We start from the raw sequence: 13023 nt of genomic DNA on the forward strand, positions 1-13023 counted from the left end.
GGCAAGGGGGCGCCCGCGCCAGGCCGTAGAATGCGGGCCATTGTAGTGGAGGCAGATGCAGCCGCTTTCCGGGTGGAATCTGCCGGAAAAGCGGTATCCGCCAGTTTTTGCAGAGGTAAATGATGCACACACCCGACTGGGTAGCCCAAGGCCAACCCCATATCTGGCTCCCTTATGCCCAAATGAAGACGGTGACGCCGCCGCTGCCCGTGGTGCGTAGCCATGGCAGCCGGCTGGAATTGGCCGATGGGCGCAGCCTGATCGACGGAGTGGCGTCGTGGTGGACGGCCTGCCATGGCTACAACCATCCGCATATCGCCCAGGCGGTGCGCGCGCAGCTGGACGCCATGCCGCACGTGATGTTTGGCGGGCTGACCCACGAGCCAGCATTGACGCTGGCCCGCCGTCTGGCCCGCGTGCTGGGGCCGGGGCTGGACCGCGTGTTCTATACCGATTCCGGTTCGGTGGCGGTGGAAGTCGCCATGAAGATGGCCGTGCAATTCTGGCTGAACCAGGGCGAACGCGGCCGCAGCCGGTTCCTGGCGTTCAAGGGCGGCTATCACGGCGACACGTTTGGCACCATGGCGGTGTGCGATCCCGACGAGGGCATGCACAGCCTGTACCGGGGCATGCTGGCCGAACACGACATCGTGGATCTGCCCCGCGATGATGCGGCGCTGGCTCAACTGGATCAGTTCCTGGAAACGCGCGGGCCGCAATTGGCGGGCATTCTGGTGGAACCCCTGGTGCAGGGCGCGGGCGGCATGCTGCTGCACGAGCCGGAGGTGTTGCGCCGTCTGCGCCAGTTGGCGGACCGGCATGGCCTGCTGCTGATTTTTGACGAGATATTCACGGGTTTCGGGCGTACCGGCACGATGTTCGCCTTTGAGCAGGCCGGCATCCGTCCTGACATCATCACCTTGTCCAAGGCGCTGACCGGCGGCACGCTGCCCTTGGCGGCCACCGTGGCCAGCAACCGGGTGTTCGATGCGTTCTGGTCAGACAACCCGTCCCACGCGCTCATGCACGGCCCGACGTTCATGGGCAACGCCCTGGCCTGCGCGGCGGCCAACGCGTCGCTGGATCTGTTCGAAACCGAGCCCCGGCTGGAACAGGCGCAAGCCTTGTCCTGCGCCTTGGCCGCTGGCCTGGAACCGTGCCGTGACCTGCCTTGGGTGCGTGATGTACGGGTGCTGGGCGCGATCGGCGTGGTGGAACTGGACGGCATTGCGGACCGCGAGGCCTTAAAGCGCCGTCTGGTGGACGCAGGCGTCTGGGTGCGCCCGTTTGGCAATGTGGTGTATCTGACGCCGGCTCTGACCATTGCCGAAGATGAACTGGACACGCTGATGCGCGCCGTCGTGGCCGTGCTGCGCCAGCAACGCCCGTGACAGCGGGGCGCCGGCAAGCCGCGCCAGACGCCTTGATCCAGATCAAGGCGTCTGGACAGTCCGCTGGTTACCATCGGCCCATGCGAGCAAAATCGATCTTCGCCGTCCCGGCCAGTCTGCCCGATGCCGACCGCCAGCAGCGCCGCCATGCCTTGGTGCGCCTGTCGCTGGCGTGGCTCGCAATGATGCAGGTCATGATGTTCGCGTGGCCGGGCTATCTGCGGCATGACAGCATGCCGGTCGATGCGCTCGAAACGCTGGACTGGGCCATTGTGCTGATGAACTGGGCGAGTTTTGCGCTGACCGTCCCGGTTGTGCTGTATTCGGCGTGGCCCATCTGGCGTCATGCTGGCGACAATCTGCGCCACGGCCGTGCTGGCATGGACGTGCCGGTGGCGCTAGGCATCGTCGCCGCTTTCATTCCCAGTGTTCACGCCACCTATACCGGCCGCGGCGAGGTCTATTTCGATTCCGTCACGATGTTCGTGGCGTTCCTGCTGACTGCCCGCTACCTGGAACTGTGTGCCCGCCAATCGTTTGGCGGTGCTGCAGGCGGCGCGCGCCATGAGCGCGTTGAGGCCCAGCGCCTGGATCTGGGCGCGCGGGCGGACCGGCTGGCATCGCGGTTTGTGATGGTTCAAGTGGCGTTGGCCCTGGCTGCCGCTGCCGCCTGGGCGTATATCGACCCCGCGCACAGCATCCCCGTGATGGTCGCGCTGCTGGTAATGAGCTGTCCTTGCGCGATGTCGATGGCCGTGCCCACCGCGATGGCATCGGCGCACTCGGCGCTGGCCGCGCATCCGTCCATGCCGGATTCGGCGCTGGACGAACTTCTGGCCCAAGCCCGTCACAAGGCCCGCCAGAATCTCTATGGTTCGCTGATCTGGCATTTGCTGATGACGCCCTTGGCGCTGGTTGGCTGGGTCACGCCTTGGCTGGCCGCAATCACGATGCTGGTGTCGTCCTTGGCCGTGGCCTATAACTCGTGGCGCCTGTGCCGCCGCGATTGGTCTGGTGACGTGACGGCAAACGCCTCGCGCATGTCCCCGGGCACGCTGGACGCCGCGCAATGACCATTCTGTATCTGCTGCTGCCGCTATCCCTGTTGTTTGTGCTGGTTATTGGCATATCGCTGTGGTGGGCTGTGTTCAACGGCCAGTACGACGATACCGATAACGCTGGCACGGCCATCCTGCGCGACGACGACAGCGGACCCGCCAACCGCGGCTGATTCCATGCCGCGGCCGTTCGCACAACGCCGGTTCTTTCTGACCGGCGGGGCGAATCATGCCTTCCACCATTGCAAATCCGTCTTTGATCGTTGCACTTATGCCGCGTTCACACGCCGGACGCCGGGCGCTTGATCCATATCAACGCTGACTTGTGTGTCTAGTCCCATCATCGAAGCCTGGAGCTATTTGTTACTTTGGGGGAAGGGTGATGAACGATTGCGCCGCAATCGCAAGCAAGGCCGATACCTTCAACTACAAGATCGTGAGGCAGTTCGCGCTCATGACGGTGGTTTGGGGCATTGTCGGCATGGCTGTGGGCGTTTTTATCGCCGCGCAGCTGATTTGGCCTCAGTTGAACTTTGACACCGCATGGCTGAGCTACGGCCGCCTGCGTCCGCTGCACACCAACGCGGTGATTTTTGCCTTTGGCGGCAGCGCGCTGTTCACGACGTCATATTACGTAGTCCAACGCACCTGTCAGGCGCGTTTGTTCTGTGGCCCCTTGGCCGCATTCACGTTCTGGGGCTGGCAAGTTGTCATCGTTGCCGCCGCGATCACCTTGCCCATGGGTTTCACCAGCAGCAAGGAATACGCCGAACTTGAATGGCCTATCGACATCCTGATCACGCTGGTCTGGGTGGCGTACGCCATCGTGTTCTTCGGCACGATCATCAAGCGCCGGTCCAAGCACATCTACGTGGCCAACTGGTTCTTTGGCTCGTACATCCTGACCATCGCCATTCTGCACATCTTCAATAACATCGAAATGCCTGTTTCGATGTGGAAGTCGTACTCGGCATATGCCGGCGTGCAAGATGCCATGGTGCAGTGGTGGTATGGCCACAACGCAGTGGGCTTCTTCCTGACCACCAGCTTCCTGGGCATGATGTATTACTTCGTGCCCAAGCAAGCCGGCCGTCCCATCTATTCGTATCGTCTGTCCATCGTCCACTTCTGGGCGCTGGCCTTCACGTACATGTGGGCAGGTCCGCACCATCTGCTGTATACCTCGCTGCCCGACTGGACCCAGTCGCTGGGCATGACGTTCTCGCTGATTCTGCTTGCGCCTTCGTGGGGCGGCATGATCAACGGCATCATGACTTTGCAAGGCGCCTGGTACAAGCTGCGCACTGACCCGATCCTGAAGTTCATGGTTACGGCGCTGTCGTTCTACGGTATGTCGACCTTCGAAGGTTCGATGATGTCGATCCGCACGGTCAACGCGCTGTCGCACTACACGGACTGGACCATCGGCCACGTGCACTCCGGTGCGCTGGGCTGGGTTGCCATGATCTCCTTCGGTTCGCTGTATTACCTGATCCCGCGCCTGTATGGCCGTGAAAAGATGCACAGCGTGAAGGCTATCGAACTGCACTTCTGGATCGCGACCATCGGCGTGGTGTTGTACATCGCCGCCATGTGGATTGCCGGCGTGCAGCAAGGTCTGATGTGGCGTGATACCGCCTCTGACGGCACCTTGGTCTACAGCTTTGTCGAGGAACTGAAGACGCGTGTTCCGTACTACCTGATTCGTTTGCTGGGTGGCACGTTGTTCCTGTCGGGCGTGTTCGTCATGGCCTGGAACGTGTGGATGACGGTGCGCGGTGCGCAGCCGGTCAACCCCGCGATTCCGCAAGACGATCCCCACGCCGCTCGCTCGCTGCCCGCTGCGGCCGCAGAGCCGGTCACTGTTTGACGAGGACATCATGGCCAACAAGAATCCTGGTTTCTTTTCGCACCAGACGCTTGAGAAGAACATCGGCTGGATGATCATCGCCAGCATCCTGGTGGTGTCCTTCGCAGGCCTGGTGCAGATCGTTCCGCTGTTCTTCCAGCACAGCACGACCCAGCCGGTGGCTGGGGTGGAACCCTACAGCCCGTTGCGTTTGATGGGCCGCGACGTCTACATCCGTGAAGGCTGCGTGGGTTGCCACTCGCAACAAATCCGCGTGCTGGCTGCGGAAGTGCAACGTTACGGTCCCTACTCGACGGCGGCGGAATCGGTGTTTGATCATCCATTCCTGTGGGGTTCCAAGCGCACGGGTCCTGACCTGGCGCGCGTTGGCGAGCGTTATTCCGATGACTGGCACCGCATCCACTTGCGTGATCCGCGCAAGGTGGTGCCCGAATCGAATATGCCCGCCTACCCCTGGCTGCAAAAGACGGTCATTACCGGTGAAAACGTAGCGGACCGCATGCGCGCCCTGCGCATGCTGGGTGTGCCGTATACCGACAAAGACATCGCTGACGCGCCGAAGGCCATCGAAGGCAAGACGGAAGAGGACGCGCTGGTTGCCTACCTGCAACATCTGGGTGTCGGCGTGCGCAAGGCGCAATTGGCCAAGCAGGCTGAAGAAGCCAAAAAGGCCGAAGAAGCCAAGAAGGCAAACCAAGCTGTCACTTCGCCTGCCGCGCAATCCGCTGTGCAGCCCGCCGCGCAAGCGGCAACGGGAGGCTGATATGGGCTACCTGAGCGCAATCGTTACCGCCATTTCGATGGCAACCTTTTTCGGCATTGTCTGGTGGGCTTGCTCGCGCGGCCGCCAGAGCGCCAATCGCGAATCGGCCATGTTGCCGTTCGCACTGCCCGATGAGTTCGGTCAGGGACAACAAGATGGAGCGAATCGGTCATGAGCGATTTCGTTAATGGCTTCTGGGGGTATTTCATCTCGGTCGTGGCCGTGGGTGGCGTGGTGTGGTGCGTGTGGCTGCTGTATACACAGCGCCGCTGGCTCACCAACAAGCCCGCCAACGGCAAGGTCGAGGACACGGGCCACGTCTGGGACGGCGACCTGACCGAGCTGAACAACCCGGTCCCCACCTGGTGGACCTGGATGTACCTGCTGGCCTGCGTGTTTGCGTTGGGCTACCTGTTCTTCATGCCGGGTCTGGGTTCGTACAAGGGCCAGCTGGGTTACAGCAGCACCGAGGAAGTGGCCAAGCATCAAGCCCAAATGGCCGAAGCCGTGCGTCCGATCTACGCGCGGTTCGAGACCATGACTGTGCCGCAGATCGCTGAAGATCCGGGCGCCCGTGAAATCGGCCAACGCCTGTTCTTGAACACGTGTGCGCAGTGCCATGGCTCGGATGCCAAGGGCGGCTTCAGCTTTCCCAACTTGACGGACGGTGACTGGTTGCACGGCGGTACGCCGGAAATCATCATGAAGACCATCAAGGAAGGGCGTCACGGCGTGATGCCGCCCTGGAAAGCCGCCATTGACGCCAAGACGGCTGGCGACATTGCACAGTACGTGCGTTCGCTGTCGGGCCTGACGACCGACCCGGTTCGAGTGTTCCGCGGCAAGCGCGAGTTCGGCAACTTCTGCGTCGCCTGTCACGGTGTGGACGGCAAGGGCAACCAGATGCTGGGCGCGCCCAACCTGACGGACGATGTGTGGCTGTATGGCAGTTCGGAAGCATCGATCGTGAAGACGATTCTTGATGGCCGTGACAACCGCATGCCGGCGCACGATCACATCCTGAGCCCGGAGCAGATCAAGATTCTGACGGCCTGGGTCTGGGGTTTGTCGAACAAGCCGGGTACGGCAGCCGGGGGCGACAGCACCGCTACCCCCGCAGCCACTCCTGCAGCCACCGCTGCGAAGTAAATCGATTCGCGGTGCTTAAGTGGGGGGCGCGGAACCGCGGCCCCCATATCATTAGACTTACAGTACGGAGCAGCAAATGGAAGAAGGGTCAACCGCAAGCGTCAGCAGTTCGCCTGGCGGTGACCCGCCGCCTTGGCGGCCCCATACGCGTCCGCCGCGTCCCGGGCAAGAGACTCTGGAACAAACGCTGGAGGACGTGCGCAGCAAGATTTATCCGCGATCCGTCAGCGGCATTTTTGCCCGCTGGCGCATCGCTTTTGTTTTTATCACCCAGCTGATTTTCTACGGTCTGCCCTGGCTGCAATGGAACGGGCGTCAGGCGGTGCTGTTTGACCTGGGCGCGCGCAAGTTTTACCTGTTCGGCATGGTGTTGTGGCCGCAGGACGTGGTGTATCTGGCTGTGCTGCTGGTCATCTCGGCGCTGGCGCTGTTTCTGTTTACTGCCGTGGCAGGGCGGCTGTTCTGTGGTTACGCCTGTCCGCAAACGGTCTACACGGAAATCTTCATGTGGATCGAGCGCAAGGTTGAAGGCGACCGCATCGCGCGTATCCGTCTGGATGAATCGCCATGGACATGGCGCAAAGCGCGCCTGAAACTCACCAAGCATTTTCTGTGGATCGCGCTGGCCTGGTGGACAGGCTCCACCTTCATCGGGTATTTCGCCCCGATCCGCGAACTGGGCCATGAGTTGTTCACGCTGCAACTGGGTCCGTGGCAATGGTTCTGGATGCTGTTCTACGGTTTCGCCACCTGGGGCAACGCTGGCTTCATGCGGGAATCCGTGTGCAAGTACATGTGCCCGTATGCTCGCTTCCAAAGCGTCATGGTAGATCCCGATACCTTTGTCGTCACCTATGACAAGCGCCGTGGCGATCCGCGCGGCGGGCGTTCGCGCAAAGTGGACCACAAGGCGGCGGGCTTGGGTGACTGCGTGGATTGCAGCTTGTGTGTGCAGGTCTGCCCGACCGGTATCGATATTCGCGACGGCCTGCAATACATGTGCATAGGCTGCGGCGCCTGTATCGACGCCTGCGACCAGGTCATGGGCAAGATGCAATATGACCCGGGTCTGATCCGCTATACCTCTGACCGGGCGATACAGGAAGGTCTGAACGGGAAAAGCGCGCTATCGCACCTGCTGCGCCCGCGCGTGCTGATCTACGGCACCATGATCCTGCTGCTGGCTGTGGCGTTCGTGTGGTCGCTTGCGGTACGCAATCCCTTGCGCGTGGACGTCATCCGCGATCGGGGCGCGCTGGGCCGTGAAGTGGCGGGTGGCCAGATTGAAAACGTCTACCGCTTGCAGATCATCAACACGTCGGATACGCCAATGCGGCTGCGCTTGTCGGCCGACGGCATACCGGGGCTCGCCGTGCTGGCCGGTCAACAGGGGTCTGATGTGGTCGAAGTGCAAGCTGCTGCCAACAAGCTCCTGCCCATGGTGATCCGCGCCCCCGCTGGCGTTGAACCCGGCGCCCATCCCATCACGCTGCGCGCGCGCGGCCAAGACGGTGAAAACCGGTCCATCGAGACCGACGAACCCGCCAGTTTCTACGTGCCTGATTGAGCACATAAAGGATATCGACATGAACATTGCTCAGCCCGCCCCGATCGTGAAACCCTGGTATCGCGAGCCCTGGCCATGGATTCTCATGGCCGGCCCGTTCGTGGCCATGATTGGCTGCTTCATCACCATCTATTTCGCGTACACCCAGTTCAGCACCCAGCCGATACTGGACGGTGTGGTCAAACGCGGTTTGGTGATTGAACAGACCGCGCCCAAGGCTGCCGACGGGGCCGCTGCCGCGAGCGCCGTGCGCGTCAATCCTTAAACAGGGAGAACAGAGATGGGCTTGCGTTCATTGATGTGGATCTTGTGGCCGTCTTTCATGGCGGCTGCGGTGGGAAGCGCACTGATTTTTGCCCTAATCGATCCCTTGGATGTGGCGATTTTCGGGCATGTGCCTACCGGGCGCACGGGCTTTTATACCGTGTCTTTTTTCGTGCTGTGGGTAATGGCCGGGCTGTCGAGCACGCTCACGGCCTATCTGATGCCCAAGCCCGAAGAGGACGAGGACGTCTGAGTGTTCGCCCGCCCCGCCTGTCGATGCAGGCGGGGCGGCTGCGCAAGCTCAGACTTTCTTGACGAATTCCGACTTCAGGCTCATCTGGCCAAAGCCGTCGATTTTGCAATCGATGTCGTGGTCGCTGTCGACCAGCCGGATGCCCTTGACCTTCGTGCCCATCTTGACCACGCCGCCTGAACCCTTGAGCTTCAGGTCTTTGATGACGGTGATGGTGTCGCCGTCTTGCAAGACGTTGCCGGCCGAGTCGCGGTAGACACGAACATCGTCTTCCGCGGCAGTGGCGGCGTCTGCCGACCATTCATGCGCGCACTCCGGGCAGACATAGGCGCTGCCATCTTCGTAGGTGAATTCGGATTGGCATTTTGGACAGGCGGGCAATGCACTCACAGGTGTACCTCGGGGTGATGGGGCGCAGAATGCGCGATGCGTGATTGTACTTCGCAGTGGAATGCCTGTCTGTATTCAACAGGCCCTCTTCATCGCTTATCTGCTTGCAGTGGGTCAATAAAATGCCTTTTTATTGCGGCAGGAGGGCGGACGTCTGGAATGCGCCCTTTTTCAAGTTTGTCTGTCAACGCGAGCTGCCTCGCGCTACCCGCTATTTTCTAAAAGTGAAACACACCGTTCGGTTACCCCGTACAGATCGACTTCGAGTGACGGGTAAAATCTCGGGCTATTGGTCACGTTGGGGGCTCGTGTGCAGCCGGTCATATCAGTTCAGGATTTATCCAAAAAGTACGCTTCGGGGTTCCAGGCGCTGAAAAGCGTCAATCTGGAAATCCAGCGCGGCGAGATTTTTGCGTTGCTCGGGCCGAACGGCGCGGGAAAGACGACGCTGATCAGCATTATTTGCGGGATCGTCAATCCTACCGACGGCCGCGTGCTGGCCGACGGCCATGACATCGTGTCGGATTTCCGCGCGGCGCGTTCCAAGATCGGCCTGGTGCCCCAAGAGATTTCCACCGACGCGTTTGAAAGCGTGTGGAATACGGTGACGTTCAGCCGCGGCCTGTTTGGCAAACCCGCCAATCCCGCCTACATCGAAAAGGTGCTGCGCGAACTGTCGTTGTGGGACAAGAAGGACAGCCGCATCATGGCACTGTCTGGCGGCATGAAGCGCCGGGTCATGATCGCCAAGGCCTTGTCGCACGAACCCGCGATTCTGTTCCTGGACGAACCGACGGCGGGCGTGGACGTAGAGCTGCGGCGCGGTATGTGGGAAATGGTGCGGCGCCTGCGCGAAAGCGGCGTCACCATCATTTTGACGACCCACTATATTGAAGAAGCCCAGGAAATGGCCGACCGCATCGGTGTGATCCGCAAGGGCGAGATCATCCTGGTCGAAGAGAAGGACGCGTTGATGGCCAAGCTGGGCAAGCGCCAGCTGGCCTTGACTTTGAAGGCGCCGCTGCCGGGTATTCCGACGGCGCTGGATGCCTATCAACTGGACTTGTCGGCCGACGGCTACAAACTGGTCTACACCTATGACAACCAGGGCGGCGGCGCTATTTCGCAGCTGCTGCACGACCTGAGCCGCCTTGAGATCGAATTCACGGATTTGAATTCATCGGAAAGTTCGCTTGAGGATATCTTTGTCAGCCTGGTACACGGTCAATCATGAACTTCTACGCCATTCGCGCTATCTACCTGTTTGAAATGGCTCGGGCCTGGCGCACGCTGATGCAAAGCGTGTTGTCGCCGGTGATTTCCACGTCGCTTTATTTCGTGGTGTTCGGGTCGGCCATCGGTTCGCACATGGTGGAGATCGATGGGGTCAGCTACGGCGCCTTCATCGTGCCCGGCATGATCATGCTGTCTTTGCTGACGCAAAGTATCGCCAACGCGTCCTTCGGTATCTATATGCCGCGGTTCTCGGGCACCATCTACGAAATCCACTCAGCTCCGATTTCCTATGTGGAGATTGTGATGGGCTACGTTGGCGCCGCCGCCAGCAAGTCCATCATCCTGGGGCTGATCATGCTGGCGACCGCCAGGCTGTTCGTGGCGTTCGACATCGCGCATCCGTTCTGGATGCTGGGCTTCTTGGTGCTGACCGCGGTGACGTTCAGTCTGTTCGGCTTCATCATCGGCGTGTGGGCTGACGGCTTTGAGAAGCTGCAAATCATTCCGCTGATGATCATCACGCCACTGACATTTCTGGGCGGCACCTTTTATTCCATCAAGATGCTGCCCCCGTTCTGGCAGACCGCCACCTTGTTCAATCCGGTGGTCTATCTGGTCAGCGGGTTCCGGTGGGCGTTTTACGGCGTGTCGGATGTCAGTTTGGGCGTGAGCGTTGGCATGACGCTGGTGTTCCTGCTGGCCTGCCTGCTGGGCGTGCGCTGGATCTTCAAGACGGGTTACCGCCTCAAGACCTGATCAGTCGCCCGGGCTCATGGGCGCGCGGCGTGCCAGGCCGTCAAAGGCATCGAGCAGCCGTTCGCGCCAGGCATGGACCGGGTCGTCTTCGGCCAGCAGTTCCTGCGGGCTGGTGCAGCGGGCCCACATGAACATGCCGAACACGGCATAGTCGGCGTACGCGGGCTGGCTGCCCGCCAGATAGGGTTGTTTGCCCAAGGTCTGGCGCAGTGGCAGCAGAGCGTCGCGCAGCGCCGCGATTTGCACGGCATAACCCGCCGGCAGATCTTCCAGCTTTCCAAACCGCTTTTCCCGCGATGCGCGGAAGTACGCCTGGTCCTTTTCATGGATCAGGCCGTGGATGGACGGCAGCAGCAGCCGAGCCAGGGTGGGTACCAGCGTGGTATCTGCCCAGGCGTTTGCAAACAGGCTTACCGCGCGTCCGCCGGCGCCGCCGAACAGCGACGGGCGTTCGGGAAAGGTGTCTTCCAGATAGCAGGCAATTTGCCAGGAGTCGCTGACGACATGCGTGTCGTGCACCAGCACCGGCACCAGTTTCTGGCCTGAAAAATCAATGGACTCTTTTTCAGTGAAGCGCCAGGGAACCGTCTTGGCCGATAAGCCTTTGTGGGCCAGCGCCATATGCGTCTTCCAGCAATGCGGGCTGAAACGCAGCGACGCGTCTGCGCCGGCCAGGTCATAGAGGGTGAGATCCGGGGTCAAGATACCGCGCTCCTTGGACGTGCCTGTGGATAGGACCGGAGCTAGGATACTGCGCCAGGGGCGCTCACATCGAACAAAATAAAAGCGCCACACGTCCGTAGAGCGTGTGGCGCTGGCCGGACAATCCCCGGTCCGGCCTGGCTTGCCTTGTTGAGGGAGCCTGCCTTACTTCGGCGCGCCCTGGCTCATGCTCATGACCCGCTGCTTTAACTGCGGGTCTTGCTGCACGGCTTGGCCGATGCCATTGAATTCTTCGACGCTAAGACCGTCGGCACGCACCAGCTTCACCATTTTGGCGTCCGCTTCCTGGACCACCTTCTGCTTGGCGTCGTCAGTCTTGGCCGCGTCAACCTTGGGGCGGTATTCGTCGACTACGCCGGAGATCTTTTGCGAGGCAGATGCGAAGCGCTGTAACTGCTGATCAGTAGGCTGTTGAATGGCGGGCGCCATCTGCGGCTGGGCCGGTTGCTGGCTGGCGTTTTGAGCCAGGGCGGGAGCACCGGACAACGCCGTCGTCAGAATGGCGGCGGATAGGAATGCGTAAGTGGAACGCTGCATGAAACCTCCTTGTTCCGGTTGAATGTCTGACCATAATGACGACCAGACCCCGCAAGGGACAAGTTTCGCGATGTGTTTTCCTGTGTCGGCAGACCACGATATGGGCGTGCGCTTTAGGAGGGAGCCCCCTGGGGCGGGGGCAGAAACGTTTTGCGTGGTTTCGTAGTCGGTGCTGGCCGCGATGTTTCTTAACGTTCGCGGCATTCGGGATCAAATGAGCAACATGCTCAACATCACCAGAGCTAGCAGGCTCACATAGACCTTGGCATGCAGGCGGTCAGGAATGCGCGGGATCAAGGGTGCGCCGAGCCGGATGCCCGCCAGCGACCCCAGCGCCAGCGCCGCGAAGGCAAGCAAGTCCACATAGCCCACAATCCACGGCGCAAGTGCAGCGGGCAGCTCGCGCGCAGCCGCCATGTAGGCTACGGTGCCCACAATTGCCACGGGCAAGGTCAGCGGGTTGGCCATCGCCGCAGCCTTGGCCATTGGCAGGCCGCGGCGGCGCAGCAGCGGTACCGTCATCACGCTGCCCCCGACGCCCAGAAAGGTGGCGATGGCGCCGATGACGATGCCGCCTCCGACCACGACGGCCTGGCCCAGGGGCCGTGGCGTTTCGGCGCCGTGTTGGGCAAGGAAACCCTGGCGCAGCAGACAATCCAGGATCGTCACCGCCAGATAAGCGATGAAGGCGTAACGCACCAGCTCACCGCTGGCATGCGTGGCGGCCAGTGCACCGAGCAGGGCGCCGATGGCGATAAAGGCTGCCAGGGGCCAGACGTAGGCGCGCAGGATGTTCCCGGCGCGCCGATGCTTCCGTGTCGCAGCTATGGAATTGACGATCATGACGCAGGTAGACGTCGCAACGGCGATGTGCATTGCTGACAAGCCGATGGCGTCTTGCGCGCCATGCGTGGCCGTCAAGACGCCGAACAGCACGGGCACGACGACAAAGCCGCCACCGAAGCCGAAGAGGACGGTCGTGACGCCGCTTAAGCAACCGAATAAGGCCAACACCAGATACAGCATGCCGTGCATCCTTGCAGGAAAAAAGTCACGATACGGCGGC

At 61.3% G+C, this 13023-nt stretch carries 16 protein-coding genes; 12 read left to right on the plus strand and 4 right to left on the minus strand.

The genetic code is table 11. The features are described from left to right. The first annotated feature begins 122 nt into the window (after positions 1–122). The 10 genes from RAS12_RS01875 (at position 123) to RAS12_RS01920 (ending at position 8315) form a co-directional block, all read left to right on the plus strand. Entirely contained in the window at positions 123–1391 is a 1269-nt protein-coding gene (locus RAS12_RS01875) for an adenosylmethionine--8-amino-7-oxononanoate transaminase (protein WP_306951726.1), read from the plus strand. A gap of 80 nt (positions 1392–1471) precedes the next feature. After that, a complete protein-coding gene (locus tag RAS12_RS01880) occupies positions 1472–2464 on the plus strand; it encodes a P-type ATPase actuator domain-containing protein (RefSeq protein WP_306944805.1) in 993 nt (330 codons plus the stop codon). Beyond that, entirely contained in the window at positions 2461–2622 is a 162-nt protein-coding gene (gene ccoS / locus RAS12_RS01885) for a cbb3-type cytochrome oxidase assembly protein CcoS (protein ID WP_306944806.1), read from the plus strand. Before RAS12_RS01880 ends, ccoS begins: the two co-directional genes overlap by 4 nt. 209 nt (positions 2623–2831) lie before the next feature. After that, positions 2832–4319, plus strand: coding sequence for a cytochrome-c oxidase, cbb3-type subunit I (ccoN, locus tag RAS12_RS01890; protein ID WP_306944807.1), 1488 nt, complete (start codon positions 2832–2834; stop codon positions 4317–4319). Positions 4320–4329: 10 nt separating this feature from the next. After that, the gene (gene ccoO, locus RAS12_RS01895; protein ID WP_306944808.1) at positions 4330–5082 is read left to right on the plus strand and encodes a cytochrome-c oxidase, cbb3-type subunit II; all 753 of its coding nucleotides are present in this window, start codon (positions 4330–4332) and stop codon (positions 5080–5082) included. 1 nt (position 5083) lies between these two features. Beyond that, positions 5084–5257: a cbb3-type cytochrome oxidase subunit 3 gene (locus tag RAS12_RS01900; protein ID WP_306944809.1), complete on the plus strand. Its 174-nt coding sequence runs from the start codon at positions 5084–5086 to the stop codon at positions 5255–5257. Continuing rightward, positions 5254–6231 carry a cytochrome-c oxidase, cbb3-type subunit III gene (ccoP, locus tag RAS12_RS01905; RefSeq protein WP_306944810.1) on the plus strand — a complete coding sequence of 326 codons (978 nt, stop codon included), beginning with the start codon at positions 5254–5256 and terminating at the stop codon, positions 6229–6231. The genes RAS12_RS01900 and ccoP overlap by 4 nt, the downstream gene beginning before the upstream one ends. Positions 6232–6307: 76 nt before the next feature. Then, positions 6308–7798 carry a cytochrome c oxidase accessory protein CcoG gene (gene ccoG, locus RAS12_RS01910; protein WP_306944811.1) on the plus strand — a complete coding sequence of 497 codons (1491 nt, stop codon included), beginning with the start codon at positions 6308–6310 and terminating at the stop codon, positions 7796–7798. A 19-nt stretch (positions 7799–7817) separates the two neighbouring features. Beyond that, entirely contained in the window at positions 7818–8063 is a 246-nt protein-coding gene (locus RAS12_RS01915) for a FixH family protein (RefSeq protein ID WP_306944812.1), read from the plus strand. Between the two features lie 15 nt (positions 8064–8078). Next, the gene (locus RAS12_RS01920) at positions 8079–8315 is read left to right on the plus strand and encodes a hypothetical protein (protein ID WP_306944813.1); all 237 of its coding nucleotides are present in this window, start codon (positions 8079–8081) and stop codon (positions 8313–8315) included. Between the two features lie 48 nt (positions 8316–8363). On the opposite strand, the gene RAS12_RS01925 is transcribed toward RAS12_RS01920, so the two are convergent. Then, the gene (locus tag RAS12_RS01925) at positions 8364–8705 is read right to left on the minus strand and encodes a zinc ribbon domain-containing protein YjdM (RefSeq protein WP_306944814.1); all 342 of its coding nucleotides are present in this window, start codon (positions 8703–8705) and stop codon (positions 8364–8366) included. Between the two features lie 310 nt (positions 8706–9015). On the opposite strand from RAS12_RS01925, the gene RAS12_RS01930 reads away from it, so the two are divergent. Both RAS12_RS01930 and RAS12_RS01935 read left to right on the plus strand, forming a co-directional pair. Further along, positions 9016–9939 (plus strand): ABC transporter ATP-binding protein, encoded by a 924-nt coding sequence (locus tag RAS12_RS01930; RefSeq protein ID WP_306944815.1) that lies wholly within the window; start codon positions 9016–9018, stop codon positions 9937–9939. After that, entirely contained in the window at positions 9936–10697 is a 762-nt protein-coding gene (locus RAS12_RS01935) for an ABC transporter permease (RefSeq protein ID WP_306944816.1), read from the plus strand. The genes RAS12_RS01930 and RAS12_RS01935 overlap by 4 nt, the downstream gene beginning before the upstream one ends. Here the strand turns inward: RAS12_RS01935 and RAS12_RS01940 are convergent, their stop codons facing one another. From RAS12_RS01940 to RAS12_RS01950, 3 genes are all read right to left on the minus strand, one after another. Beyond that, on the minus strand, positions 10698–11399 hold the full coding sequence (locus RAS12_RS01940; protein WP_306944817.1) for a glutathione S-transferase family protein: 702 nt from the start codon (positions 11397–11399) through the stop codon (positions 10698–10700). Between the two features lie 165 nt (positions 11400–11564). Next, positions 11565–11957 carry a DUF4168 domain-containing protein gene (locus RAS12_RS01945; RefSeq protein ID WP_306944818.1) on the minus strand — a complete coding sequence of 131 codons (393 nt, stop codon included), beginning with the start codon at positions 11955–11957 and terminating at the stop codon, positions 11565–11567. Between the two features lie 210 nt (positions 11958–12167). Continuing rightward, a complete protein-coding gene (locus RAS12_RS01950) occupies positions 12168–12983 on the minus strand; it encodes a sulfite exporter TauE/SafE family protein (RefSeq protein ID WP_306944819.1) in 816 nt (271 codons plus the stop codon). Positions 12984–13023 lie beyond the last annotated feature (40 nt).

Source organism: Achromobacter seleniivolatilans (genome assembly GCF_030864005.1).
Lineage (GTDB): Bacteria > Pseudomonadota > Gammaproteobacteria > Burkholderiales > Burkholderiaceae_B > Achromobacter > Achromobacter seleniivolatilans.